The organism is Saccharopolyspora sp. NPDC049357 (assembly GCF_040677225.1).
GTDB lineage: Bacteria > Actinomycetota > Actinomycetes > Mycobacteriales > Pseudonocardiaceae > Saccharopolyspora.
The window spans coordinates 22,908-47,729 of sequence record NZ_JBFAQJ010000024.1 but is presented as its reverse complement, the minus strand read 5'-3'; the positions used below and the strand labels follow the sequence as shown (position 1 = coordinate 47,729).

Genomic DNA, 24,822 nt, shown 5'->3' with positions numbered 1-24,822 from the left:
CGGGGTCGTGCAGGCCGGGACGGGAAGGAATGACGATGAAGGTTTCATCCGCGGAGCGGATCGCGGACGCCGTCTACCAGCACCTGCGGGAACAGATCTTCTCCGGCGAACTGCCGCCCGGCACGCGGTTGAGCGTTCCGGCGCTCGCCGATGAGCTGGAGGTCAGCCGCAGCCCGGTCCGGGACGCGGTGCTGCGACTGACGCAGGAACGGCTGGCGCGCGAGGAGCCTCGGCGAGGCGCGGTGGTGTCCCGGGTGGGGCCCGAAGAGCTCGCCACCCTCTACCAGGTCCGCGAAGTGCTCGAAGGCCTCGCGGCACGGCTGGCGGTGGAGAACGCCGGACGCCGGCTCGTAGACCGGCTCCGGGAAGTGCTCGAGGAACACGAATCCGCCGTCGAATCGGCCGATCTGGACCGGCACCTGGAGACCGACATGCGCTTCCACGCCCTGATCCGTGAGGCCGGGGGGAACGAAGAGGTGGTGCGGCTGCTCGACGACATCCAGACGCAGATCCGGCTGGCGATGCGCACCACCACGGTCACCGGCGGACCGCGGCACGCCCTGGACGATCACCACAAGATCCTGAGCGCCATCGAGTCCGGGGACCCGGCTGCGGCGGAGAAGGCCGCGCGGGCCCACATCGCCCGGCTTCGGCTGGCACTGCTGGCATCGACGGAGGAGGTGGACCACCGGTGAGCGCCACGGCCCCGAGCACCATCATCGAGGCTCGGCTGCACGTGCTGCGCGCCGCCACCCGGGACGGCGTCGCGATGTCGTTCGCACCGCTGACGCACCGCTCGATGGTGCTGGTGGAGTTGGAGACCGCGGACGGCCGGATCGGCTACGGGGAGAGCTGGACCAACTACCCGTCCTGGGCGACGGTCGAGCGGGTGGCGACTCTGCGGGAGGGGGTGTTCCCGCTCGTGATCGGCCAGGATTCGCGTCGCATCACCGAGTTGCAGCGTCGACTGGTCGTCGAGCTGACGCCCATTGGGCGCCAGTGGGGCGCACCGGGTCCGATCATGCAGGCGATCAGCGCGGTCGACATCGCGCTTTGGGACCTGCACGGCCGGGCTTGTGAGCGGTCGATCGGCTCGCTGGTCGGCGGCCGGATCCGGGAATCGAGCCCGCTCTACGCCAGCAGTCTCGGCCCGGAAGGTGTGGTGCGGCAGGGTCGGCACTGCCTCGCCGAGGGCTACACCGCGGTGAAGGTGAAGCTCGGTTTCGGCAGGGAGCACGACGAGCGCATCCTCGTCGAGGCGCGCGAAGCGCTCGGCGCCGACGTCGCGCTGTACGCCGACGCGAACCAGGCGTGGGGCGTCGACGAAGCGGTGGCGATGGCGCCGTTGTTGGCCGAGTACGACGTGGCGTGGCTGGAAGAGCCGCTGCGGGGCAACCGGCTGGACGAGCTCGAAGAGCTGCACCGGCGCACCGGACTGGTCATCGCGACCGGTGAGAACCTCTACGGGCGCGAGGAGTTCCGCCGCTTCGCCGCGTCCCCGGCGGTGGCGATCCTGCAGCCCGACATCGCCAAGACCGGCGGGTTCACCGAAGCCCTCGCCATCTGCCAGCTCGCGGAAGCCCACCGGAAACCGGTGATGCCGCACCTATACGGCGGCGCGATCGCCTTCGCCGCCACCCTCCAACTGGCCGCCTGCGCCCCCGCGGTGCACGCGATCGAGTACGACATCCGCGACAACCCGCTGCGCGATCCGCTGCTGATCGACGGACCGCGCCCGCACCTGGGGCGGATCATCCTCCCCGACGGTCCCGGACTGGGTGTCGATCTGGACCTGCACGCCGCGCAGCGGCACCTCGAGCCCGCACCGCACTCCGAAGAGGAGCTCACCGCATGACCACGACCGGCACCGAAGTCGAAGCGCTCGGCGGCGCTCGCATCAACGGTCAGCCCGTGCAACCGGCGCGACCCTGGCGCACCACCGTGACCGAGCCCGCGACGGGCGAGCCCCTGTTCGAGCTCATCGGCGGCGGAACGACCGAGGCGCGGGCAGTCCTGGACGAAGCCGAGCGCGCGCAGCGCGGGTGGGCCGAAACCGCGCTGGCGGCAAGGGCCGAAGCGCTGCGGGCGATCGCCTCGGCGCTGCGCAGCGAACCCGAGGCCGAACGGCTCGCAGTGCTGATCAGCCGGGAGACCGGCAAGCGGCTAGCCGAGTCCCGTGCCGAAGTGGGCCTGTCGGCGGCGTTCTTCGAGTGGTTCGCCGATGCGATCCGCAGCCGAAGCGGTGCGTCCCATTCGGTGGTGCCCGGCTTGCGGCACGAGGTGATCCAGCGCCCGCTCGGAATCGTCGCCGTGCTCACCCCGTGGAACTTCCCGTTGTCCATCCCGGCCCGCAAGATCGCTCCCGCCCTCGCCGCAGGTTGTCCGGTGCTGTTCAAGCCGTCCGAGGTGGCCCCGGCCTCCGCACTGCGCCTGGCCGAGATCGTCGAAGCCCACGTCCCCGCAGGTGTGGTGGGCACCGTGCTCGGCGACCCCGTCGAGGTGTCCGGTACCTGGCTCGAGGACCCGCGGGTGCGGGGGTTGACCTTCACCGGTTCGACACGCGTCGGAAGGCTGCTGGCGGCGCAGACCGCACCGAACTTCACCCGCAACGTGTTCGAACTCGGTGGGAACGCGCCGTTCGTCGTGCTCGACGACGCCGATCCGGCTCGGGCGGCGGACGTGCTGGCCGTCGCGAAGTACCGCAACAACGGCCAGTCCTGCATCGCCGCCCAGCAGGTGTGGGTGCCGCAGCACCTCGTCGACGACTTCGCCGCTGCCTTCCTCCGCGTCACCGGCGAACTCGTCCTGGGCGATCCGCTCGACCCGGACACCACGCTCGGACCGCTCGCACTCCCCGGTGACCCCGCCCGCATCGCCGAGATCGCGCAGGACGCGGCCCGGTCCGGCGCCGACGTCCACACCGGCGATGTCGCGTTGCCCGACCGGGGGCACTTCGCTCGGCCGGTGCTGTGCGTCAACCCTGCCGGTGGGCGTGCGGTCGAAGAGGAGGTCTTCGGGCCGCTGGCGACCCTCCGCGGTTACACCGACCTCGGCGAAGTGGTGACCGCAACCCGTGCGGACCCGTGCGGGCTCGGTGGTTACGTCATCGGAGAGCCCGTCCGCGCCACGGCTGTCGCGCAGGCGCTCGACGTGGGGATCGTCGGGGTCAACAACGCCACTCCGAACGCACCGGTGGTGCCCTTCGGCGGGCTCAAGCACAGCGGACTCGGGTGGGAAGGCGGTCAGATCGGCCTCGACGCCTTCCTGACCTGGCACACCACCGCGGTCGGAGCGTGAACCGCCGGCGGAGCGGTCAGGTGCTGGATATTGTGCAGGTCGTGCGGCAGGTCTTGGTCCCGAGGGCCGATGATGCTGTGAGGAGATCATGCCGCTCGCGGACCTGGCGATCTCGAAGTCCGGGTGTTCCTGCCCTTCTGACAGCCGCGCGCTGGCCTGTGCGGACCTGCGGCGGGTACACCGACTCGATGGCCTTGTGCCGCGGCTAGATCATGGGATTCCTGTGTCAGGACAGAGAAGGAAGAAATGAAAGGGCCTCCGCAGCTGCGGAGGCCCTTTCTGGAACGCCAGCTCGAGTTTGACGAGCGTCTTTCGCACTTCTGAACTCCGCCTGCTTCAGAACTTCCGGCGAGGCTCAGGACTACGAACGTCCTTGACGTTGGACCATGCATTCCTTCGGGGCTGTCGCGCCATCGCCCCTTCGGTTCACCGACCCTTTCAATCGATTCACCGCACCCTCAGTACACGCCCGTTGCAGGCATAAGTCAATGAAGCGTGAGCCGTCTGATCTGCTGAAACCTGGCGCAGGCCCTGCTGCGGATCAGCACGGTGGTGCCGGCTGCGACGCACTCCCGCGTGCGCATCCCCGGTCTGCGCGGTTGTTGCCACGCGGGGGAGCGGTGCGCTTCACCGTCACCGTTCCCAGCAGCAGCTTTCGGTCACCGCCGATGACACTGCTTCCGCCGGGTCGAGCACGCTTGGCGGTTGGTTTTGCGCGCCTCGGGGCTCATCGCGCGGTGGCGAGCTCGGTCTCCACGTGGCGGGGTTGGGCTGCGATGAGACCGACGATCAATTCGAGGACCAAGGTGGCGATCAGGACGATGAGGGGCACGGTCCAGGTCGTCGTCAGGTCGTTCAACGCTCCGATGGCGAGGGGGCCCAGGGCTGCGAGGACGTAGCCGCCACTTTGGACGAACCCGGACAGCTGTGTCGCGGTGGCGGGTTCTCGGGCTCTGAGCGCGATCAGCGTCACTGCCAGCGGGAACGCGCCGTGCAGCGAGGCGAGCAGCATCACCCAGAGCAGGGGTGCGATGGCGGGCGCGAGGAGGAGACCGAGGTATCCGGCGAGCCCTCCCGCGACTATGGCGACGACGTAGCGGCGCTGGCTGTCTCGCCGGGTCGCGATTCGGGGCAACGCGAGGCTGATGGGAATCGCGATCAACGCCGACACCGACAGCATCAGAGCCGCGTTGCGCGAGGTGAGTCCGGCGCTGGTCAGGATCGCTGGGAGCCAGCCCATCATCACGTACGCGTTGAGAGACTGAAGTCCGAAGAACGCCGTGAGGCTGAGCGCGGTCCGACTGCGCCACAGAGCGGCGGTCGAGCAGCCGCGGGGCTGATCATGTTCCACTGCGGAAGTCCCGTGGTGTCCGGTGCTGAGCAGGACCATCCAGGGGATCACGGCCACGGCGGCCAAGACCGCCCAGCTCCCGAGTCCGCCCCGCCAGCCATATCCGGTCGCGTCGCTGAGGGGAACGGTGACTGCGGCGGGCAGCGCGACACTGGCTGCGGCGCTCATGGAGTAGATGCCCATCATCAGGCCGACTCGGTGCGGGAAGTGCCGCTTGATCAGGGACGGAAGCACGATGTTGGCGACAGCGATGCCCGCCAGTGCGAGCACGCTGCCCGCCACGAACCCCAGCGGTTCGCCCGCGGTGGCCCGGGCACCCAAACCGACCACGATCGCGATGACCCCGACGAGCACCACCTGCTGTTCCCCGATGCGCCGGGACAGAGCCGGGGCGACCGCGCCGAACCCGGCGAAGCAGATCACCGGCAACGCGGTGATCACGCCCGCCAGCGTCGCGCTGATCTCCAGTGATTCGCGCACCTGGTCCAGCACGACCCCGAGACTGGTGACCGCGGACCGCAGGCTCAGCGCGGTGAGCACGATTCCGATGACCACGAGACCACGCCTCAGGCCGGTGCCGGCCAGGTGGGTGTCGCTGCTCTCCGCTGTGACCACTCATCCTGTATAGCTGGTCACATGTAACCAGTCAACGGTGTTCGCTGGTAACATCGGGGCATGGAGCTCCGCTACGAGCGGCCGGAGGACCGCCCCGCCGCCCCGGCCCCGCTCGACCGGGTGCAGGACTTCGTCAACACACGGATCAACATCCGCGACACTGGTCAGTTCCGAGATGAGTTGTCCTCGCCCGCGGCGCTGCGGAACTGGATGAGCACCCGTGGATTGACGTCGGAGCGCGCCCGCGTCAGCCGAGCCGATGTCGAGCGTGCCATCGTCGTCCGCGAGGGTCTGCGTGCTCTGCTCGCTCGCGACGGCGGCGCCGACGACGACTTGCGCGGACTCGACGAGGTGGCCGCGACGCTCCCGCTGCGGGTGAGAATCGGGACCGAAGCCGGGACGGTACTCTTGCCCGCTGCTCGGCAGGGCGTCGACCACGCGCTCGGCACCCTCCTGGCGGACACCGTCGTAGCGCACTCGAACGGCACGCTGTCCCGGCTCAAGGCGTGCCGTGATGAGTCCTGCCGGTGGGTCTTCTACGACTCGTCGAAGAACCGGTCGGGTACCTGGTGCTCCATGGCCACCTGCGGATCCGCCGCCAAGAAACGCCAATTCAGCGAACGGCGTCGACAACAACGCCGTGGGTGATCCGTCATGATCTGACAGGGGTGGTGCTCGCAGCTCGGCCTAGGGCGAACCGCTGTCGACGTCTTGGCGTCGCAGAAGTCTCAGAGCCTGTGCATCAGGCTCACGTCGCGCGTTTTCGACACGCCACGATCAACGACGTCATCACACAGGTGTCAGTGGCGATGCCGGATACACCGGCATGGTGGGACGGCTCTGCGGAGGAACCTCGTCAGGCACAACAGCAAGGCCGACCGAGTCACCGCCCCACGCCGTGGACGGTGCAACTGCTGCGGGGCAACGGGTTTCACGCGTAGGGCTCGCTCAGCTCTCAACGGCGCGCTGCTGCTGGCCCTGACCGCGGCTCAGCTGTTCACGGGTGAGGAGCGCATGGCCGAGGTGCGCGCCGCTTTCGTCCCGGTCGACGCCGATCAGCTCATCGCTCAAGCGGACGTTACCGGTGCCTCCCAGCGGGCGCACCGGCAACTGCTCCTGGGGGCGGCTATCACCTCTTCGTCGTCAGGTCCAGGGCGATGTCGGCGATCATGTCCTCCTGGCCGCCGACCAGTTCGCGGCGGCCGACCTCGAGCAGGATGCTGCGCACGTCGATGCCGTACTGCTTCGAGGCTGCTTCGGCGTGGCGCAGGAAGCTGGAGTAGACCCCGGCGTAGCCGAGGGTGAGGGTCTCCCGGTCGACGCGGACGGGGCGGTCCTGCAGTGGTCGGATCAGGTCGTCGGCCGCGTCCTGGAGCGCGAAGAGGTCGCTGCGGTGCTTCCAGTCGTTGATGTTGGCCACCGCGATGAACGCCTCGATGGGGCAGTTGCCCGCTCCTGCGCCGTGACCGGCGAGCGAGGCGTCCACGCGATGCACGCCTTCCTCGACGGCGACGACCGAGTTGGCCACCGACAGCGAGAGGTTCTCGTGGGCGTGGATGCCGATCTGGGTGTTCGGGTCGAGCACGTCGCGGTAGGCGCGCACGCGTTCGCGGACGCCGTCCATGGTCAACCGGCCGCCGGAGTCGGTGACGTAGACGCAGTGCGCGCCGTAGGACTCCATGAGCTTGGCCTGCTCCGCCAATGCCGTCGCCGGGGCCATGTGGCTCATCATGAGGAAGCCGGAGACGTCCATGCCGAGATCGCGGGCTTTGGCGATGTGTTGTGCGGCGACGTCGGCTTCCGTGCAGTGCGTGGCGACGCGGACCGAGCGAACTCCCAGGGAGTGGGCGCGTTCAAGCTCGGCGATGGTGCCGATGCCCGGCAGCAGGAGGGTGGTGAGCGTGGCTTGATCGACGTGCTCGGCGGCGGCTTCGATCCACTCCCAGTCGCTGTGCGAGCCGGGCCCGTAGTTGAGGCTGCCGCCGGCGAGACCATCGCCGTGGGCGACCTCGATCGCGTCCACGCCCGCCTGCTCCAAGGCGGCGACGATGCGAGCGACGTCGGTCGGCGAGATGCGGTGCCGCACGGCGTGCATGCCATCGCGCAGGGTGACGTCTTGGACGTAGAGGTTCACTGCGTCGTTCACCGGGTCGCTCCTGATGCTGCTCGTGCGGTGAGGCGTTGGGCGATGGCTTCGCCGGCGCGGAGCGCGGCGGAGGTCATGATGTCGAGGTTGCCGGCGTAGGAGGGCAGGTAGTGCGCGGCGCCCTCGACCTCGAGGAACACCGTCACCTTGGTGGTGACGGTGGGCGCGCAGTCGGGGAGCAGCGTGTGGACGGGGTCGTCCGCGTTGATCGGGGTGAACTGCACGTCCTGCTTGAGCCGGTAGCCGGGGACGTATTCGGCGACGTGGTCGACCATGGTTCTGATCGAGTTCTCGACCGCCGCGCGGTCCGAGTCGCCGATCAACGTGAAGACCGTGTCGCGCATGATCAGCGGTGGCTCCGCGGGGTTGAGGATGATCACGGCTTTGCCGCGCTGGGCGCCACCCGCGGTTTCGATCGCCGCTGCGGTGGTCTCGGTGAACTCGTCGATGTTCGCCCTGGTGCCCGGTCCCGCTGAGCGGGAGGAGATCGAGGCGACGATCTCGGCGTAGGGCACGGGGGTGACCTGTGCGATGGCGTGCACGATGGGGATGGTGGCCTGCCCGCCGCAGGTGACCATGTTGATGTTGTCGGCGTCGCGGTCGAGGTGCTCGTCGAGGTTGACGGGCGGCACCACGTACGGGCCGATCGCCGCCGGTGTCAGGTCGATCAGCTTCTTGCCGTGCGGTGCGAGTGTCGCCGCGTTGGCCCGGTGCGCGGCTGCGGAGGTGGCGTCGAAGACGATGTCGATGTCGTCGAAGCCGTCCATCGCGATGAGACCGTCGACGCCCTCGTGCGTGGTGGGGACCTTGAGCCGGCGAGCCCGGGCGAGACCGTCGGAGGCCGGGTCGATGCCGACCATCGCGGCCATCTCGAGGATGGGCGACAGGCGGAGGACCTTGATCATCAGGTCGGTGCCGATGTTGCCGGAGCCGATCACGGCCACCTTGGTCTTGTTCATCGCTGTTCCTCGGTGGAGAAGTGGGCGGTCACGGAGCCGAGCGAGGAGATCTCCGCGCGGACGGAGGTACCTGGGGGAGCGGGGACCATGGGCCCGAGGGCACCGGAGAGCACCACTTGACCTGCCCGGAGCGGCGCACCGAAGGTCCAGGCCGTTCGAGCCAGCCACAACAGCGCGTTGAGCGGGTCGCCGAGACAGGCTGCTCCGGTTCCCTGCGAGGCGGGTTCGTCGTCGACGAACAGCTGCATGGTGACCTCACGCGGTTCGAAGTCCTGCAACCGGGCCTGCTGCGAGCCCAGCACGTACAGGCCGCTGGAAGCGTTGTCGGCGACGGTGTCGGTGATCCGGATGTCCCAGTCCGCGACGCGGCTGTCGACGATCTCGATCGCGGCGACGGCGTGGTCCACGGCCGCGCGCACCGTGCGCAGATCGAGGGCGTCGGTGTCCAGGTCCGCGCCGAGGACGAAGGCGATCTCGGCCTCCGCCTTGGGCTGCAGCAGCTGCCGGCTGGGCACCGCGGGAAGCGCTGAGACGTCCATGTCGTCGAACAGCACGCCGAAATCGGGCTGTTCCACACCGATCTGCTGCTGAACGGCGGGTGACGTGAGCCCGATCTTGCGGCCGACGACCGCCGCCCCGCCGGCGATGCGCCGTTCGTTGAGGCGTTGCTGCACGGCGTAGGCGATGTCGATGTCGGTGGTGCCGAGCAGGTCGCGGACCGGCTCGCACGGCACGCGGTCGCGAGCGGCGGTCTCGAGTCGGTCAGCGGCCGCGTCGATCTCGGCGCTGCGTTCGGCCGTGGTTGTGTGGCCTGTCATTGTCCTTCTCCGGTTCGGGTTTTCGATCGAGCCTGCAGCCCCGCGGACCCGATGGCCACGGTGGCGTTCCGATGACCGGACCGGGGAGCTCCGCAGGGCTGTGCGAGCGGAGCGTTGCTGGAGGCGGATCGTGTCAGGAGGGGCGGAACGTGCTGATGGTGCGCGAAATCCTGCGTCCGACCATGTTCAGCAACCCGGCGTACTTCGCCTCATCGGCTCGGTAGATCGGTGCCGTGATCGACAGGGCGCCCATCAGCGCGCCCGTCGCACCGGCCAGCGGGATCGCCACGCTGAGGTACCCGAGCCGGGTCTGCTCGTGCTCCACGGCGTGTCCGGTGGACCGCGCCCTGACGAGTTCCTGCAGGAGCAAACCGGGCGCGGCGACCGTGTGCGGGGTGACTCGTTCCAGCGGACAGGCGATCACCTCGTCGACCAACGACTGCGGCCCGAAGGCGAGCAGCACCTTGCCGGTGGCGGTGCAGTGCAGCGGCATCCGCCCGGCGACCCGCGACGGCTTGGTGACCTGGCTGTGCCCGGAGACCTTCTCCAGGTAGAGCACCTCCCGCCCATCGAGCATCGCGAGGTGGATGGTCTCGTTCGTCGCCTGGTAGAGGTCCTCCATGTACGGTCGGGCGGCGTCGCGGAGGATGCGCTGCCGGGGCACGCGCTGGCCGATCTCGAAGAGCCTGACGCCGAGCCAGTAGTCGGTGCCGCGGCGCTCCAGCAGCCCCCAGCACAGGAGTTCTTGGGCGAGCCGGTGAACCGACGCCTTCGCCACTCCCGACCGCCGGGAGAGCTCGGTCAGGCTCAGGTGCTCGTCCTCCGGCCCGAAAGCCTCGAGGATGAGCTGGACCTTGTGGAGCACGCTGCTGGTGTTCGTCTCGGTGATCGCCATGCTCGTCCCTGCCAGACTGCGCATCGGTGCAAGAGTGTCCAGCGGCTGCTGCGCGGGTTGCGCTGCCGCGGGCGGCGGAGCTGGGAGAACCCCCATCCTCGGTCAGCGGAGCGGTCCGGCCAACGGACCGGTCCGCTGACCGGACCGGCTAGGGAACGAGGACCGCCCGGCCGCGCACCTTCCCGGCGCGCAGGTCCGCCAGCGCGGTTGCGGCCTCGGCGAGGCCGTACCGCTGGGTTTCGATGTGGAGCTGCCCCGCGGACAGCTGCTCGACGAGCTCGCCGGCCACCTCATGAGCCCGGCGTTCCCGCCGGATCATGTTGACCGGCAGCAGCGCGACGTCATCGAGCAACCACGAGGGCAGGTGGAGCCGCACATCGGTACCGGCCACGTAGCCGATCGCCACCACGCGTCCGCCGGGGCGAACCCAGCGACCGCGTTCCGCGAGGCCCTCTCCGCCCAACGTGTCGACCAGCAACGACGTCGAGCGCTCGGCCGCCAGCCGGTCGATGGCCTCGGGCGAGTCGAGGCACAACGCGGTGACCCCGTTGGGCACGTCGGCCACCTGGTCTTCTCGGCCCACGACACCGGTCACCTTCGCCCCGGCGAGCAGCGCCTGCTGCGCGACCATCGCGCCGACCGCGCCCGCCGCACCGACCACGACGACTTCCTCGTCGTCGTCGAGGCGGGCGACGTCGTGCAGCACCACGAAGGCGGTCGTGGCCGGTACGAAGAACGTCGCAGCGACCTCGGGCGGCAGCGGGCTGTCCAGGCGGGTGACGGCCTTGGGCGACACGCTGACGCGTTCGGTCCAGGTTCCGCCGCGCAGCAGGCCGAGCCCACCGCCGCGCAGCATCACCTGGCATCCGGGTTCGAGACCGGAGCCCTCGTCGCATTCGAGGACGACACCGGAACCTTCGACCCCGCCGATGTAGGGCAGCTCGGGTGTGAGCTCGAAGTTGCCGCTCGCCACGGTGGCGTCCAGGTGCGCCACCGCGGCCGCCTGGACCTGGACCAGCACGCGGCCGGTGTCTCGGGTGGGCTCGTCCACCTCGTCGAGAACCGGGTCCTGTCCCCAGCCGTGGAATCGCACCGCCCGCATCAGGCGGCCGCCTTCCCGGCCTTGCGGAGGAACTCCAGGCTCAGCGCGTTGTAGCGGTCCGCCTGCTCGTGCTGCGGCCAGTGCCCGCACTCCTCCAGCAGTTCGAGCTGGGACCCCGCGATGTTCTCGTGCATGGCCGAGGCCTCCGGCACCTCGCCGAACGGGTTCTGCCTGCCCCAGACGATCAGCGTCGGCAGGCTGATCTGGGCCAGGTGTTCCGGGCGCAGCAGATTGCGCTGACGCCGCTCCATGTCCTGCAACGACAGCAGGTTGTCCACGTTGGCCACGAAATCCGGTGCGTGGTAGATCGCGTGCCGGACCTCGACGAGCTCTTCGGTGGCGTCGGCGTCGTCGGCCATCAGCAGGCGCATGCGCTGTCGGGTCAGTTCGATGTCGTCGGTGGCGACGGCCTTCTTGGTGCTGGTGCGGATCCGGTCCATCACCTCGGGTCTGGCGACGGTCCCGCCGGCGCACAGCAGCTGCAGGCTCAGCACGCGCTCCGGGTGGTCGATCGCGGCGCGGGCTCCGACCCACCCGCCCAGCGATTCGCCGACGATGTGCGCGCTGTCGATGCCGACCGCGTCGAAGTAGTCCAGCAGGTGCTTGACGTAGTCGGAGATCTCGTAGGGGGTGTTGGGCTTGCCGGTGTAGCCGTGGCCGAGCATGTCGATGGCGTGCAGGTCGTAGTCGGCGTGCGCGGTGAAGTTGCGCGCGAAGGCTTCGAGGTGGCCGCTGGTGCCGTGCAGGAACACCACGGCCTCGGCGTTCGGGTTCCCGGCCCGCAACGTGCGGGTGGGCACGCCGGCCGCGTCGACGTACTCGAGGCGGTGCGCGATCGCGCCCAGTTCGGTCCAGATGCTCACGAGTGCTCCTCCTGGTTGATGCGGTGTACCTGTGTGTTGCTGCGGGCGGCGAGCTTGCGCAGGGCGGCCAGTGCGGCCGCTGCGGCGGACAGTGCGAGCAGGAATCTCATGCGTCAGCTCCTCCAGCGTCGACGGAGCGGAGGAATCCGCTGACCACCGAGTGGTAGGTGCGCGGGCGTTCCTCCTGGGGGTGGTGCGAGACGTGGTCCATGACGTGCAGGTTTCCGTTGGGAGCCATGCGGGCCAGCATCAGCGGGTAGTCCGGGGTGAGGAACGCGTCGTGCATGCCCCAGACGAACAGCACCGGTGCCTGGATCCGGCCGAGTTCCTCGGTGAGGTCCTGCCAGTCGCCGCGCGGGGAGTCCGACATGGCGGCCAGCGCCCGCTCGCCGGGGTCGAGGCTCTGCTGGTACCGCAGATCCAGGGTTTCCTCGGGGAGTGCGGTGCCGTCGTACCACTCGAGCGTGGTGATCAGGTGCCGCATCTTCTCCCGGGTGGGCCCCTCTCCGCCGTAGTAGGCATCGCGCGCGTTGCGTCCGCGGCGGCCGCCCTCCGGCAACGGGGCGAGCGGACCGTGGAAGACCGGCATGCTGCCGGTGATCACCAGCGAGCGGACGCGATCCGGGTACTTGGCCGCGAGGTTCAGCGCGATCGTCCCGCCCCACGAGTTGCAGATGAAGTCGGCTCGTGGCACGCCGAGGGTGTCGAGCAGCGCCACCGTCTTGGCCGCGTGGTGGTCCCACATCGGGCCGGTGATGGTGGTCTTGGCGGACTTGCCGTACTGGTGGATGTCCACCAGCAGGCAGCGGCGGTCGGATGCGAAAAGCGGTGCGACCGGTCCGAAGTCGCTCCAGGCCGTGCATCCCGGACCACCGCCGTGCAGGAAGACGGTGTCGTTCCCGGTGCCGAGGTCGTGGTAGTGGTACTCGACGCCGCCACCATCGGCGTAGCGGCTCTCGGGCGGTGGGGTCACGGTGCTTCCTTCCGCGTGGTTGTCAGGGTGATGCGCGCCAGCACTTCGCAGAGGCGGCGCATCGCTCGTACGTCGACGGTGTTCATGCCGCGGCTGAAATCGACGTCGAACTCGGTCGAGGTGACCTTGGGCATCCCGACGCGCGCGGTCGGGATGCCGCGTGCGCGGAGGATGTTCGCGTCGGTGGCTCCGCTGTTGTCGGCCACGGGCGCGTGGCTCGTGCCCGAGGTGAGTTCCCACGCCTCGACGGCGGTGCGCACGATCGGCGAATCCGGCGAGGTGCTCGTGCCGGGGATCGCCAGGACCATCTCGACCCCGAGTTCGCTGTCGAGATCGCGGGACAGCCGCGCCACGTGGGCGGTGAGTTCGCGCTTGACCGCGAGGGGGGATTGCCCCGGTGCGATTCGGAGGTCCAGCCGGATGCGGCACGCCGCCGGGGTCACCGCGAGCATCCGCTCCCAGCCACCGGCGATGGAAGCGATCACGCCCTGCGGTGCCGCGGTCTCGGTGCGGTGGCGAACCGGGTAGTCGGCGAGCCACTTCTCCAGCCGCGTCACGACTTCGCCCGCCGTGACGATCGGATTTCGGTAGGGCAGGCGGTGACGGCTGCCGACGTAGGTGTGGATGCCGGGCACGGTGATCTCGAACCAGCACAGACCGACCTCGTCGTGGGCGACGAAGTCACCGGGTTTGGCGATCACCGCGCAATCGGTGTGCCAGCCGCGTTCGAGCAGGAACGAGCAGCCCACGCCGTGGCCGGTGTTGGCGCGGGCCGGGTAACCGGGCGCCTCGATGGCGTTGGTCGGCATGCCTCCTGCGCCGAACGCGAAGACGACATCGCCCGCCAGGTCCGGGCGGACGCTCGCCAGCGCCTCGGCGAGCACCAGGACGCAGGCGGCGTGCCCCTTCGGGTTGCTCGCCCCCAGCCCCGACACGAACGGTCCTTCGTCGCGTGCTTCCGGGCGCATGTCCGGGCGCAGCTCCGAGCCGACCCAGGGCAGGTCGAGTTCGGGCCGGCCGGTGGTGAGGGTGTCGATCGGGGCGTAGAGCATCAGGTCCGCGCCGGAGCCCGCCCCGCGCAGGCGGCCGACGGCGTTGGCCTGGAACTCGTCGAGGTGCTGGGTGGTGGCCTCGATCCCGGCGGTCGCCATTCGCTCGGTGAGCAGCTGCGCGAGCGGCGCCTCCCGCCCTGTCGGGCTCGGCACCGCAGCCACCGCTCGTGCGGCTTGCCGCAAGCGGTCCTCGGTGGCGAAGTCCAGCAGCCGGGACAACGTCTCCTCGGTGGAGGTCATGGCCGGATCACCGCCACCCCCATCCCGGTCAGCCACTCCGGCATGGGGGAGTAGGCCAAGGATTTGCCCGGTGCGAATCCGAGTGCGGCCGCCATGACCAGCCACGTGCGCAGCTCCTGCCCGCCGTTGCCTGCGACCTCGCCGATCTCCCCGGCGGTCATCTCCGCGTACCGCGCGAGCTCCCCGCGTTCCAGGTCGGCAAGGAACGCCTCGTCGAAATCCGGGAACAGGACGGGACGGGCAGCCGTGATGATCTCGCGGCGCCTGCCGTCGTAGCGCTCCCAGTCGCCGCGGCCGTTCAACCACGCCTCGACCAGGAATTCTTCGTCCGCCCCCTCGGGTGCCCTCCAGTCGTCCGGCCAGGGGAGCTGGTGCGACAGGCCGCCCGAGGCGATCACGACGACCCGGAGGTCATCGGGCAGCGCCTCGATGGCGGCGGTGATGTTGCGGCCCAGCTCCGCGCACCGGTCGGGGCGCGGCAGCGGAGCGGCGAAGACGTTGACGACCAGGGGGACCACCGGCACCTGGGTGCCCTCCAGCAGGTACTGGATCGCGTGGGTCTGCCCGTGGTCGATCTGCAGCCGGGCGGAGATCGCCACCTCGGTGCCGCGCTCGACGAGGTCCTCGGCGAGTCCCTGGGCGAACGCGGGATCGGTGAGCTGGGGGCCGGAGGGTGTCTTGGCCTCGCCCGCGCCGATCACCTCGCCCACGCCGAGGGTGAAGGGCGGGATCATGTCCAGCCAGAACCCGCGGAAGTGGTTGGAGCCGACGATGATCGCGATGTCGGGCTCGGCCTGCGCGATCGCTTCCCGGGCCTCGTGCAGGGCGTCGCGGAAGCGTTCGGCGCGGTCGGTGTGCACGACCTTGTCCCAGTGCGTGTTCATCAGCGTCGAGTGGGAGGCCCCCACGCCGAGCACGACCCGAGCCATCAGTCCACCTCCGGAACCGTCGGGTTGATGCCTTGGGCGCGCAACCGCTCGACCCGCTCCTCGGAGGTGTCCTCGGCGAGCTTGCGCCACTTCAGCAGCGATTCGTCCGGGCGGTAGAGCTTCTCCGGCGGGGCATCGGTGACCTCGACCATCCACTTGTCCTGCGCGGAGAACTGGCCGTGGAACAGCCATCGGATGAAGCCCAGGTACTTGGCGTAGAACGGCAGCGTCCTGAGGCCGCGCTGGAAGCTGGCCATCACCCCGACGTAGAGGTGGTTGTCGGCGTCGACCGGCACGTAGAACTCGTAGTGGACGAAGGTCGGGTAGGCGATGCGCAGAACACCGGGCATGCTCACCGAGGCGAATCCGGGGAACTCCTGCGCCGCGATCACCGGGTCGGTCTCGCGGTGGCTGCTGGTGTTGCCGATGTTGGCGACCTGCTTCGGCGGCTTCATCTTGTACCAGGCCTGGCTGCTCCAGCGGCCCAGCCCGGGGAAATCGGCTTCCCAGTACTGCTTGTCCTGCACCCGGTAGATCCACCGGCCGCGTTGGATGATGCGCGTGTCGTTCCAGACCGGCATCGGCTTGAACAGCCGCCACAGCGCGGTGCGATGCAGGTACTTGGCGTGCCCCTCGTCGTAGCCGTTCTCGCACGCGAAGCGCCAGTTGCCCTCGCGCGGCTGAATCCGCGACCCGACCACGGCGGCATTGCTGACCAGCTCTTCCGGCAGCTGGTCGTCGATCGGCGGGGCCGCTTCGCCCTCGCCGACGAACACCCAGACCATGCCCAGCCGTTCCTCGGCCGGGTAAGTCGGCTGGGTGATCTTGCCGCAGATCGGTGATTCCGGCCCGTCGGTGATCGCGGCCTTGAGATCTCCGGTGGCGAGGTCGAAGGTCCAGCCGTGGTAGGGGCACGAGATCGTGCCGGGGAACTGCCGGTTCCCCTCGGACAGCGGCACTCCGCGGTGCGGGCACCTGTCCTTCAGCGCGTAGACCTTGCCGTCGTCGCGGACCAGGACGATCTTCTCGCCGAGCAGCGTGATCTGCCGGGGTTTGGCGGTGAAGCGCGACGAGTAGCCCACCGGGTACCAGTAACCGCGGAAGCCCGACGCCGCCGCCTGGTAGTGGGGCCAGCTCGACCAGTCCTGCCGACCTGGAAGCCTGTCCGCCCGCGGGGGCCGACGGCGCGGGGTGGAGACCTCGTCCCCGTTCTTGACGCTCATGACCGCTCCAAGTTCGTTGTGCCGAAGCTGCGGAGGAGTCCACCACCGCGCTCGGCCACGCCCAACGGAGTTGGTCCGCTCACCGGACCCCGATCCGCGATTCGGGCGCTGTTCCGCTCACCGGTCCGCGATGAGCCGTGAGGCCGTTGCCGACACCTAGCCTTCGTTCATCCCCGGACGGTTGACCGTCCACTACAGACTTCGAACACGACGGAGGTTCGTTGCATGCCAGCAACATCCACCACAGACGTCCTGCTGATCGGCGCCGGACCCACTGGCCTCTACGGCGCGTACTGCGCGGGATTCCGCGGTTTGCGCACGACTGTCGTCGATGCCCTTCCGCAGCCGGGCGGGCAGATCGCCGCGCTCTACCCGGAGAAGGAGATCCGGGACGTGGCGGGGCTTCCCGGTGTTCGCGGCAGGGACTTCGTGGCGGCCCTGCTCGAACAGGCGGACGAGTACGGGCCGCAGTACCTGCTGGGCCAGCAGGCCGTCTCGTTGGCGCGCGGTGCGGGCGGCCGCCCTGAGGTGACGTTGGCCGACGGGCACGTGATCGACGCCGGCGCCGTGATCCTCACAGCGGGCATCGGCACCTTCACCCCGCGCCGGCTCCCCGCGGGCGAGGAGTTCCTCGGCCGCGGTCTGAGCTACTTCGTCACCGACCTCGAAGCGCACGCCGACCAGGACGTGCTCGTGGTGGGTGGCGGCGACAGCGCGGTCGACTGGGCACTCGCGCTGAACCCGATCGCCAAGTCGGTCACGCTCGTCCACCGCCGTTCGGCCTTCCGGGCGCACGCCGCGAACGTCACCGCCGTCACCGAAGGCGGGGTCCGGATCGTCACCGACGCCGAGGTGGAGGCGCTGACCGGCGACGACGTGCTGCGCTCGGCGCAGATCCGCGTGCGCGGAAGCGACGCTCCCGAGGTGTTCGGGGTGGACAGCGTCATCGCTGCGCTGGGGTTCATCAGCGACCTCGGTCCGCTCGCCGAATGGGGCCTGACGGCGCGCGGCCGCTCGATCCTGGTCGACACGAGGATGCGCACCAACCTCGACCGCGTGTACGCGGCCGGTGACGTCACCGAGTACGAGGGCAAGGTCCGCCTGATGTCCGTCGGCTTCGGAGAAGTGGCGACAGCGGTCAACAACGCCGCGGTCGCCCTCGACCCGGAGCTGTCCCTGTTCCCCGGTCATTCGACCGAGAACTCCTGAGAGCGAAGGGAATCACCATGGCCTACGTCATCGGAGCCAACTGCATCGACGTCACCGACCGCGCGTGCCTCGACGTCTGCCCCGTCGACTGCATCTACGTCGGAGACCGCAAGAGCTACATCAACGCCAGCGAGTGCATCGATTGCGGCTCCTGCGAGCCGGAGTGCCCGGTCGATGCGATCTTCGTGGACCGCAAGGCGCGCTCGGACGAGGGCAAGGCGCAGTTCGTCGCTGATTCGATCGCGTTCTTCGAAGAGCCGCTGCCCGGCAGGCAAGCCCCGCTGGGAAACCCCGGCGGGGCGGGCAAGGTGGGTGAACTCGGTGTGGACACGCCACTCGTGGCCGGGTACTGACGAGAGCGGCGCCGGGAATCCCGGCGCCGCTCCCTTGTTCACCGTCCGGTGAACTCCGGCGGACGACCGTCGAGGAAGGCTTGCAGGCCTTCGGCGGCGTCGGCGGTGCGCATCAGTTCGAAGACGGCCTTCTCCTCGTGCTGCAGAGCCTGCTCGATCGGCAGGCCATGCCCCTCGTCGACGATCCGCTTCAGCAGCCCGATCGCGGTCGTCGGTTTGGCGGCCAGCTCGTGCGCTTCGGCCGCCACTGCGGCATCGAACTCGTCCGCCGGCACAACCCGGTCCACCAGGCCCAGCTCCCACGCGCGCGCCGCCGGCAGACGTCGGCCCTCGATCATCAGCCGCTTCGCCAGGTGCGGTCCGACGAGCCTGGGAAGCCGCTGGCTGCCGCCGGCCCCGGGGAACAGGCCTACGCCCATCTCCGGGAACCCGAAGGTCGCCTTCGCGGACAGGATTCGCACGTCGCAGGCCAGGGACAACTCGGCTCCGCCACCGAGCGCGTGCCCGTTCATCGCGGCGACCACCGGCTTCGGGGCCAGTTCGATGACCCGCTGCACCTCGATCCACCTGCGCATCTCCGCCTGGTTGGCTTCCGAGAGGTCGCGCATGACGCCGATGTCGGCACCTGCGACGAAGAACCGCCCGGTGCCGGTGATGACCACGCACCGGATCGAGGGATCAGCCGCGATCGGTGGCAGCACGTCGAGGAACTCGCCGATCATGCTCGGATCGACGGCGTTGGCCGGGGGACGATCGATTCGGATCGTCGCCACCGGCCCCTCGTGGGTGATGTTCAGTACCGGCATCGCTTTCCTCTCACTCCGTGACACCTGCGGCGGCGAGGGCCGCCAGCGTGTCCTCGTCGATGTCGAGCAGTTCGGTCAGCACCGCAGCGGTGTCCTGCCCCAGCAGGGGAGCGGGGGAGGACAGCGCGCCCGGAGTCGCGGACAGCCGAGCGACGATGCCCTCGTGCAGCACCGGGCCGACGAGCGGGTGGTCCAGGCTCTGGTAGAAGTCGCGTGCTCGGAGGTGTTCGTCGGTTTCCACCAGATCGCGGCCGGTGGCCACCACTGCGGCTGCCACCCCGGCCGCCTGCAGGCTGGCCGCCAACTCGGCCGCGTCGTGGTGGCGGGTCCACTCAGCCAGTGCGGTGTCGATCTCGTCCTCGAAGGCCCGTCGTTGGTCGACACCGCCGCGGTCTGGGAGTCCGGCCAGGTTTCGCAGGACCTGCCACTGGTCGTCGCTGCGGACCGAGATCGCGACCCAGCGATCGTCGCCCGCGGCCGGGTAGACGCCGTGCGGGACCGCGTGCTTCGAGCGGTTCGGGTGTTCCGCCGTGCGCGGGTCGACGTCCCCGTGGTCCAGCACTGCAGGCCCCATCGTGGCCGCCATCGCCTCGAGCTGCGACAGATCGACGTGACCGCCGTGCCCGCGGGTCAGCAGGTCCAATGCGCCGAGGACCGCGGCGTTGGCCGCCACGATGTCGCCCAGCCCGAACACGAGCCCTTGCGGTGCTTCGCCGGGGTCTCGGGTCTCGCTCGACAGCCCGGACATCGCAGCGAGCGTGTCGGCGAAGGTCACCGCCTTGCGCCACGGGCCGGTGTGTCCCACTCCGGACATCGACACGAGGATCGCGCGCGGGTTGAGCTCGCGAAGGGACTCGTGGTCCAGGCCCCACTTCGCCAGCACACCGGGGCTGAAGTTCTCCACGACGACGTCGCATCGGGACGCCAGCTCCCGCAGGATGCGCTGGCCTTCCTCGGTGCGCAGGTTCAGCGCGACGCTCCGCTTCCCGCGGTTGTAGTTCAGGAAGTAGCCGGACTCGTCCGGACCGGCCCCGGGCCGCAACCGCATCGACGGGGAGAACCGGGTCGGGTCGTGCCGATGCTTCGACTCGACCTTGATGACCTCGGCTCCGTGCTCGGCGAGGATCTTGGTCGCGTAGGGACCGGCCAGCACCCACGTGAGGTCGAGCACCCGCACTCCCGCGAGGGCGCCCCCGCCGACGTTCGAGCTCCGCGAGGTTCCACGACCTCGCGGACGCGGGGTGCTCCGCGCCTCCGCCTGCGGTTTCTCGGTCAGCGCGCGCAGGCCGACCGGACGTGGAAGGCCCGGCGCGTCCCACGGGAAGCCCGCGTCCTCCACGCCGTCGACCGAGACGAAGAACCTGCGGTCGCGCAGCTGCGGGTTGTCCACCAGCCGAGCGGGTGCCGTCACCTCCGCCCACGGAAGGGAACGCGCCCGGCCCTGCTCGGCGATCTCCCGCGCGGTGCGCTTCGCCACGAACCGGGCGATCACCTCGTCGACGTGCGCCCGCTCCGACCAGCGCACGACCTGATCGCTGAACCGGCCATCGACCAGGTCCGCTGCCTCCCCCTCCTCGGCCAGCCAGGCGAGCAGATCGGTCCACATGCGCTCGCTGCCCGAGTAGCCACCTGCCACGTACCCGTCGGCGGCGGCGAAGATCCGGTGCGCGACGTGCTCGTAAACACCTCCGGTGCGGCTCGGGAATCGGCCCGCGTGAACCCAGGAGATCGCTGCCGTCTCCAGACTGGCGGCCACGGCTTCCTGGGCGGAGACCTCGATCAGCTGACCGGTGCCGGCACGATCGCCCGCGAGCACGCCGAGCAGCGCGGCCATGGCCGCGTGGGCACCGGCGAGCTGGCAGGCCTGCTCGCGAGGCGGTGGTTTCGGCTGGCCGCCGCGCCGGCCACCGAGCCAGGTCATGCCCCCTGCCGATGCGAGCACGAGATCATCGCCGGTCCAGTCCCGGCGCGGTCCGGTGAGACCGAACGGGGTGACGACCACGTGGACCGCGTCCGGCCACCGCGAGGATCCATCCGCGCGGATGCCGCGCAGCTGCGCGACCGGGCCGCTCTCCAGGATCACGTCCGCGTTCCGCGCGAGTTCGTCGAGGCCATCGGCGTCCGCGCGCACCCAGGTCTTGCCCGCGTGCCAGTGCAACCGGGCAGGCTCGTCCAGCGATGCGTCCGGATCGATGCGCACGAGGTCGGCCCCCAGCCCGACCAGCAACCGCGCTCCTTGGCGGGCGAGCTCATCGGTGAGGTCGAGTACGCGCAGCGGTGCGGGCTGCAGAACCACATTTCCTCCTGGTGTGACGCCGGAACGTGGGTCAACCGTAGGCGCGGACCGCGGGGCGGTGGCGGACCTAGGTCTGCTCAACGGACCGGGTTTCCAGAACGATCGGCGTCCCAAGTGGACGGATCGACCTGCGTGGGAATCCGCGACTTGACCACCTTGCCGTTGCCGTTGCGGGGCAGTTCCGGCGCGATGCGCACGTAGCGGGGCACCGCGTGACGTGGCAACCGCTCGCGGCACCACTCCCACACCGAGCGCCCGTCGATGCTCGGATCGGCAGCGAGGGCCACGACGAGGAGCTCCTCGTCCGTCAGCTCCGAAGCGACCCCGATGGCGGCCGCGTCCACGACGCCCGGCAGGGACCGCACCACCTGCTCGACCTCCCAGGTCGAGATGTTCTCCCCGCGGCGCCGGACGACGTCCGAGCGCCGACCGGCGAAGGTCAGGTAACCGTCCTCATCGAGGTATCCCTGATCACCGGTGTGGAACCAGCCATCGCGCAAGACGGAGGCCGTCGCCGCCGGGTCGCCGGCGTAGCGTCGGAACATCATGCCCGGCTGCCGCGGGCGCGCGGCGATCTGCCCGGTCCGCCCTGGCGGAAGGCGCCGCCCGGAAGGATCGAGCACCGCGACCTCGTACTCGGCCACCACGCGGCCAGCAGTGCCGGGACGCCAGTCCTGCGGGGTGTTGGTCGCGACGTCGCCGAGTTCGGTGCTCGCGTAGGCCTCCAGCGCCCGCACGCCGAACCGGTCGTGGAATCGGCGGGCCAGTTCGACCGGCGCGGGTGCCCCGTAGGCGAGGCGCACGGCGTGATGTCGATCCCGGTCGGTGGGCTCCCGGCGATCCAGGATCGCCAACATCGCGCCCATGAAGTTGAACGCCGTGACCCCTTCGCCCCGGCAGACGTCCCAGAAGCGCGACGCGGAGAACCGCCCGTGGGCCACCAGCCTCGCGCCGGTGATCAGTGCTGGGAGCACAGCGGTGTGCCTGACGTTGACGTGGTTCCACGGGAACACGTTCAGCAGGACGTCGCCCGGCGCGTACCGCATGGTCGCCGACACGCGGTGGGCGTGCCGCAGTGCCGCGCGGTGCGGCAGCTCGGCTGCCTTGACCCGGCCGGTGGTACCCGATGTGGACAGCACCGCGAGCACGTCCTCCGGTCCGGGCGGCAGGTCGTGGAAGTGCGAGTCCGGCAGCTCGTCGAGCAGCGGGTGGTCCACGCCGGCGGGGGCGCCCTCGTGCACCAGCACAGAACGCGGCACGGACCGCAGGAGGGCGTCGAGAGCCGGATTTCCAGCGAGCGCGGACGTGCCGACCACCAGCAGATCCGCGCCGACCGCGGCCCGGAGCGCTTCGGCGGTCGAACGGGAGACGTCCAGCGCCAAGGGCACCTCCACCAGCCCCCGGCGAGCCAGGCCGAACATCAACTCGGTGGCCTCGCGGCCAGGACGCAGACAGGTCAGCACCCGGCTGCCGCGCGGGACCGGCAGCTTCGCCGCGATGCGGCGCGATCCCACCTCCAACTCGCCCACCAGCAGCCGCGCTCCGTCGTCGAAGCGCACGAGCTCGGCGTCCGGGTCCTCCCGGGCGCGGCGGTCGAGCAGATCGATCAGGGTTCCTTCGCGGTCACCCGCAAGCTCCTCGTTCAGGGTCGTGCTCCCTCCGCGACGGGTTCGACGTGGTCACCGTCGCGGCGGCCTGGCGCTGCGAACAAGGAAGCGGCCCGCTCAGCGGACCGCGCCCGCTCAGCCGGCGATGCGCGCGGCCGGGATGCTGGAGACGTCCGCGGCCGTCAGCATGACCTGGTCGAGAGCACGTGCGATCGAGGCGGCTGCCGAGCGGAGCTCGGGCAGCAGTCGCTGCGGAACGAGCCGCTTCAGCGGAGCCGTGGTCGAGACCGCCGCACGGGTCGTTCCGTCGGCCCCGACGATCGGCACCGCGATGCTCCCCACTCCCGGCATGGTCTCCTCGAACTCGACCGCGTGGCCCTTCGCCCGGACCACCGCCAGCTGTTTGCGCAGCTCATCGACGGAAGGAACGGTCCGCGACGTCAAGTGGGTCAGGCCCGTCCGGTTCAGCCGGTCGAGGTGGTCCTGCAGGTCTGCGGCCCCGGCCAGCAGCACCTTCCCGGTCGCGGTGCCCGGCGCGGGGAGTCGGCCGCCGATCCGCGAGTGCGAGTGGATGTTGGCCTCTCCGGCGATCTTCTCCAGGAACAGCACGTGGTCGCCGTCGAGCACGGCCAGGTGGATCGTGGCGCGCGTGGCCGCGAACAAGTCGGCCAGCGCCGGACGGGCCACCGACCGCAACACCGCCGAGGCCGACGCCCGCTGACCGAGTTCGAACAGCCTCATCCCCAGCTGGTAGCAGTCCCCGTGCCGCTCCAGCAGCCCCCACTCGGTCAGCTCCTGCGCCAACCGGTAGGCGGTCGCCTTCGGCACGCCGGAGCGGCGGCTCAGATCGGTGAGTCCCAGCTGGTAGGCGCCCGATTCGAACGCGCCGAGCAGCAGTTGCGCTTTGCCGAGCACGGAGCTCGGGGGCCCGCCATCCGCTGACGTCATGGCGCCTCCTCGGCGGTCGGGGAACGGGCCGTGATTATCACCAGGCGTCGAGATCCAAGTCCAGCACTGGCCACCGCGCTGTTACCAGGAGTTTCCTATCGGGGTCCGGTGGGCGGACTGCGAACGTAGGCCCGGCAGGCCTGGACGGCGAACACTCCCACGCACTGCTCGCGGCGTCGCGAGTCCGATCACAAGCTCGGTGGAGGTCGATGGTGACGACGACAGTTCCGTTCATGGCCGGAGCGCGGCGAGCCGCCGCGGTCGCTTTCCTCTCGGGGCCGCACAACATCGCCTTCGCGGGAACAACCGTGGTGGGCCAGTGGTGACGTTCGGGTACGTCCCGGTGCCCGGCGGGCAGGTGCACTACGCGGAGCAGGGCACTGGCCCGGCCGTGCTCCTCCTGCACCAGACTCCGCGTTCGCTGGATGAATTCCGGGAGCTGCTGCCGGTGCTGGCCGACGGCCATCGCGTGATCGCGATCGACATGCCGGGGTTCGGCAACAGCACACCGCTGCCGAGGCCGCAACGCATCGAGGACTACGCCCGGGGCGCTGTTGCCGCTTTGGCGGCGCTGGGCGTGGAGCAGACGGCGATCCTCGGTCACCACACGGGTGGCGCGGTCGCGATCGAGATCGCCGCAGCGAGACCCGACCAGGTCACCGCAGTGGTGCTGTCCTCGACACCCTGGGCGGATTCCGCCTACCGTACGTCTCACGCGGAGGGGCCCGGGGTGGACGACGCCCCACGCGATCCCGGCGGCGGACACCTGGTCGCGTGGTGGGAGCAACGGCGCCCGTACTACCCGCCTAGGGCGACGGCCCTGCTCGATCGATTCGTCCGAGACGCCCTCGCCCCGGACCTCGACCCGAGAGAAGGCCACCTCGCCTGCGCGCGTTACGAAATGGAGCACCGGATCGGAAGCGTGCGGGCTCCGGTTCTGCTGCTCGGCGCGGACGGCGATCCGTTCTCCCTTCCCGCGCTGGACCCCTTGGCGCGGCACCTGACTGCGGCCGAGTCCGTGCGCCAGGCGGTGATAGCGGGCGGGACGGTTGCGCTCATGGAGGACAGGCCGGGCGACGTGGCGGCCGCGGTGCTCCCGTTCTTGCGGCGGTTCGCCCGTTGACCCGTGCGCTCGCTTCG

Annotated in this window: 23 protein-coding genes; 7 read left to right on the top strand and 16 right to left on the bottom strand. The window is 70.0% G+C overall.

Annotation, left to right across the window (positions count from 1 at the left end):
* The first annotated feature begins 35 nt into the window (after window positions 1–35).
* Genes AB0J91_RS20320 through AB0J91_RS20310 form a run of 3 tightly spaced genes read left to right on the top strand, consistent with a single transcriptional unit; the run spans window position 36 to window position 3,297 of the window.
* Entirely contained in the window at window positions 36–695 is a 660-nt protein-coding gene (locus tag AB0J91_RS20320) for a GntR family transcriptional regulator (RefSeq protein ID WP_363871032.1), read from the top strand.
* Window positions 692–1,855 carry a mandelate racemase/muconate lactonizing enzyme family protein gene (locus tag AB0J91_RS20315; protein WP_363871029.1) on the top strand — a complete coding sequence of 388 codons (1,164 nt, stop codon included), beginning with the start codon at window positions 692–694 and terminating at the stop codon, window positions 1,853–1,855. The genes AB0J91_RS20320 and AB0J91_RS20315 overlap by 4 nt, the downstream gene beginning before the upstream one ends.
* Window positions 1,852–3,297 (top strand): aldehyde dehydrogenase family protein, encoded by a 1,446-nt coding sequence (locus tag AB0J91_RS20310; RefSeq protein WP_363871026.1) that lies wholly within the window; start codon window positions 1,852–1,854, stop codon window positions 3,295–3,297. Before AB0J91_RS20315 ends, AB0J91_RS20310 begins: the two co-directional genes overlap by 4 nt.
* A gap of 727 nt (window positions 3,298–4,024) precedes the next feature.
* Here AB0J91_RS20310 and AB0J91_RS20305 read toward each other — a convergent pair.
* Complete coding sequence (locus AB0J91_RS20305) at window positions 4,025–5,263, bottom strand: MFS transporter (RefSeq protein ID WP_363871023.1); 1,239 nt, start codon at window positions 5,261–5,263, stop codon at window positions 4,025–4,027.
* A gap of 60 nt (window positions 5,264–5,323) precedes the next feature.
* Between AB0J91_RS20305 and AB0J91_RS20300 the strand changes: the two genes are divergently transcribed.
* Entirely contained in the window at window positions 5,324–5,911 is a 588-nt protein-coding gene (locus AB0J91_RS20300; RefSeq protein ID WP_363871020.1) for a CGNR zinc finger domain-containing protein, read from the top strand.
* A 300-nt stretch (window positions 5,912–6,211) separates the two neighbouring features.
* Here AB0J91_RS20300 and AB0J91_RS20295 read toward each other — a convergent pair whose 3' ends face one another.
* The 11 genes from AB0J91_RS20295 to AB0J91_RS20245 all read right to left on the bottom strand — a co-directional run bounded on the left by AB0J91_RS20295 (window position 6,212) and on the right by AB0J91_RS20245 (window position 16,463).
* Window positions 6,212–6,334, bottom strand: a complete 123-nt coding sequence (locus tag AB0J91_RS20295) for a hypothetical protein (RefSeq protein ID WP_363871017.1) — start codon at window positions 6,332–6,334, stop codon at window positions 6,212–6,214.
* 58 nt (window positions 6,335–6,392) lie between these two features.
* Window positions 6,393–7,409 carry a 4-hydroxy-2-oxovalerate aldolase gene (dmpG, locus tag AB0J91_RS20290; RefSeq protein WP_363871014.1) on the bottom strand — a complete coding sequence of 339 codons (1,017 nt, stop codon included), beginning with the start codon at window positions 7,407–7,409 and terminating at the stop codon, window positions 6,393–6,395.
* Window positions 7,406–8,368 (bottom strand): acetaldehyde dehydrogenase (acetylating), encoded by a 963-nt coding sequence (locus tag AB0J91_RS20285; protein ID WP_363871011.1) that lies wholly within the window; start codon window positions 8,366–8,368, stop codon window positions 7,406–7,408. The genes dmpG and AB0J91_RS20285 overlap by 4 nt, the downstream gene beginning before the upstream one ends.
* Window positions 8,365–9,186, bottom strand: coding sequence for a fumarylacetoacetate hydrolase family protein (locus tag AB0J91_RS20280; protein ID WP_363871008.1), 822 nt, complete (start codon window positions 9,184–9,186; stop codon window positions 8,365–8,367). The genes AB0J91_RS20285 and AB0J91_RS20280 overlap by 4 nt, the downstream gene beginning before the upstream one ends.
* A 133-nt stretch (window positions 9,187–9,319) precedes the next feature.
* Window positions 9,320–10,105, bottom strand: coding sequence for an IclR family transcriptional regulator (locus AB0J91_RS20275; protein ID WP_363871005.1), 786 nt, complete (start codon window positions 10,103–10,105; stop codon window positions 9,320–9,322).
* A gap of 124 nt (window positions 10,106–10,229) precedes the next feature.
* The gene (locus tag AB0J91_RS20270) at window positions 10,230–11,183 is read right to left on the bottom strand and encodes a zinc-binding dehydrogenase (RefSeq protein WP_363871002.1); all 954 of its coding nucleotides are present in this window, start codon (window positions 11,181–11,183) and stop codon (window positions 10,230–10,232) included.
* On the bottom strand, window positions 11,183–12,046 hold the full coding sequence (locus AB0J91_RS20265) for an alpha/beta hydrolase (RefSeq protein ID WP_363870999.1): 864 nt from the start codon (window positions 12,044–12,046) through the stop codon (window positions 11,183–11,185). The genes AB0J91_RS20270 and AB0J91_RS20265 overlap by 1 nt, the downstream gene beginning before the upstream one ends.
* Before the next feature lie 106 nt (window positions 12,047–12,152).
* A complete protein-coding gene (locus AB0J91_RS20260; RefSeq protein ID WP_363870997.1) occupies window positions 12,153–13,019 on the bottom strand; it encodes an alpha/beta hydrolase in 867 nt (288 codons plus the stop codon).
* The gene (locus AB0J91_RS20255; RefSeq protein ID WP_363870994.1) at window positions 13,016–14,311 is read right to left on the bottom strand and encodes a peptidase dimerization domain-containing protein; all 1,296 of its coding nucleotides are present in this window, start codon (window positions 14,309–14,311) and stop codon (window positions 13,016–13,018) included. The genes AB0J91_RS20260 and AB0J91_RS20255 overlap by 4 nt, the downstream gene beginning before the upstream one ends.
* Window positions 14,308–15,240, bottom strand: coding sequence for a hypothetical protein (locus AB0J91_RS20250; protein ID WP_363870991.1), 933 nt, complete (start codon window positions 15,238–15,240; stop codon window positions 14,308–14,310). The genes AB0J91_RS20255 and AB0J91_RS20250 overlap by 4 nt, the downstream gene beginning before the upstream one ends.
* Window positions 15,240–16,463, bottom strand: a complete 1,224-nt coding sequence (locus AB0J91_RS20245) for a Rieske 2Fe-2S domain-containing protein (protein ID WP_363870988.1) — start codon at window positions 16,461–16,463, stop codon at window positions 15,240–15,242. Before AB0J91_RS20245 ends, AB0J91_RS20250 begins: the two co-directional genes overlap by 1 nt.
* 225 nt (window positions 16,464–16,688) lie before the next feature.
* On the opposite strand from AB0J91_RS20245, the gene AB0J91_RS20240 reads away from it, so the two are divergent.
* Together AB0J91_RS20240 and AB0J91_RS20235 are read left to right on the top strand one after the other, a co-directional pair.
* Window positions 16,689–17,672, top strand: a complete 984-nt coding sequence (locus tag AB0J91_RS20240) for an NAD(P)/FAD-dependent oxidoreductase (RefSeq protein WP_363870985.1) — start codon at window positions 16,689–16,691, stop codon at window positions 17,670–17,672.
* A 17-nt stretch (window positions 17,673–17,689) separates the two neighbouring features.
* Window positions 17,690–18,025, top strand: coding sequence for a 4Fe-4S binding protein (locus AB0J91_RS20235; protein WP_363870982.1), 336 nt, complete (start codon window positions 17,690–17,692; stop codon window positions 18,023–18,025).
* 38 nt (window positions 18,026–18,063) lie between these two features.
* On the opposite strand, the gene AB0J91_RS20230 is transcribed toward AB0J91_RS20235, so the two are convergent.
* The 4 genes from AB0J91_RS20230 to AB0J91_RS20215 form a co-directional block, all read right to left on the bottom strand.
* A complete protein-coding gene (locus AB0J91_RS20230) occupies window positions 18,064–18,831 on the bottom strand; it encodes an enoyl-CoA hydratase-related protein (RefSeq protein ID WP_363870979.1) in 768 nt (255 codons plus the stop codon).
* A 10-nt stretch (window positions 18,832–18,841) separates the two neighbouring features.
* Window positions 18,842–21,127, bottom strand: coding sequence for a CoA transferase (locus AB0J91_RS20225; protein WP_363870976.1), 2,286 nt, complete (start codon window positions 21,125–21,127; stop codon window positions 18,842–18,844).
* A gap of 77 nt (window positions 21,128–21,204) precedes the next feature.
* Window positions 21,205–22,728: an AMP-binding protein gene (locus AB0J91_RS20220; protein WP_363871157.1), complete on the bottom strand. Its 1,524-nt coding sequence runs from the start codon at window positions 22,726–22,728 to the stop codon at window positions 21,205–21,207.
* A 141-nt stretch (window positions 22,729–22,869) separates the two neighbouring features.
* Window positions 22,870–23,682 carry an IclR family transcriptional regulator gene (locus tag AB0J91_RS20215; protein WP_363870973.1) on the bottom strand — a complete coding sequence of 271 codons (813 nt, stop codon included), beginning with the start codon at window positions 23,680–23,682 and terminating at the stop codon, window positions 22,870–22,872.
* Window positions 23,683–24,001: 319 nt separating this feature from the next.
* On the opposite strand from AB0J91_RS20215, the gene AB0J91_RS20210 reads away from it, so the two are divergent.
* Window positions 24,002–24,805, top strand: a complete 804-nt coding sequence (locus AB0J91_RS20210; RefSeq protein ID WP_363870970.1) for an alpha/beta hydrolase — start codon at window positions 24,002–24,004, stop codon at window positions 24,803–24,805.
* The last annotated feature ends 17 nt before the right edge of the window (window positions 24,806–24,822 follow it).

Excerpts from the sequence above, each read along its gene's own strand:
- AB0J91_RS20320 (WP_363871032.1), top strand. The coding sequence starts at position 36 with ATGAAGGTTTCATCCGCGGAGCGGATCGCGGACGCCGTCTACCAGCAC.
- AB0J91_RS20310 (WP_363871026.1), top strand. The coding sequence starts at position 1,852 with ATGACCACGACCGGCACCGAAGTCGAAGCGCTCGGCGGCGCTCGCATC.
- AB0J91_RS20300 (WP_363871020.1), top strand. The coding sequence starts at position 5,324 with ATGGAGCTCCGCTACGAGCGGCCGGAGGACCGCCCCGCCGCCCCGGCC.
- AB0J91_RS20285 (WP_363871011.1), bottom strand. The coding sequence starts at position 8,368 with ATGAACAAGACCAAGGTGGCCGTGATCGGCTCCGGCAACATCGGCACC.
- AB0J91_RS20280 (WP_363871008.1), bottom strand. The coding sequence starts at position 9,186 with ATGACAGGCCACACAACCACGGCCGAACGCAGCGCCGAGATCGACGCG.
- AB0J91_RS20275 (WP_363871005.1), bottom strand. The coding sequence starts at position 10,105 with ATGCGCAGTCTGGCAGGGACGAGCATGGCGATCACCGAGACGAACACC.
- AB0J91_RS20270 (WP_363871002.1), bottom strand. The coding sequence starts at position 11,183 with ATGCGGGCGGTGCGATTCCACGGCTGGGGACAGGACCCGGTTCTCGAC.
- AB0J91_RS20255 (WP_363870994.1), bottom strand. The coding sequence starts at position 14,311 with ATGACCTCCACCGAGGAGACGTTGTCCCGGCTGCTGGACTTCGCCACC.
- AB0J91_RS20250 (WP_363870991.1), bottom strand. The coding sequence starts at position 15,240 with ATGGCTCGGGTCGTGCTCGGCGTGGGGGCCTCCCACTCGACGCTGATG.
- AB0J91_RS20245 (WP_363870988.1), bottom strand. The coding sequence starts at position 16,463 with ATGAGCGTCAAGAACGGGGACGAGGTCTCCACCCCGCGCCGTCGGCCC.
- AB0J91_RS20240 (WP_363870985.1), top strand. The coding sequence starts at position 16,689 with ATGCCAGCAACATCCACCACAGACGTCCTGCTGATCGGCGCCGGACCC.
- AB0J91_RS20235 (WP_363870982.1), top strand. The coding sequence starts at position 17,690 with ATGGCCTACGTCATCGGAGCCAACTGCATCGACGTCACCGACCGCGCG.
- AB0J91_RS20230 (WP_363870979.1), bottom strand. The coding sequence starts at position 18,831 with ATGCCGGTACTGAACATCACCCACGAGGGGCCGGTGGCGACGATCCGA.
- AB0J91_RS20215 (WP_363870973.1), bottom strand. The coding sequence starts at position 23,682 with ATGACGTCAGCGGATGGCGGGCCCCCGAGCTCCGTGCTCGGCAAAGCG.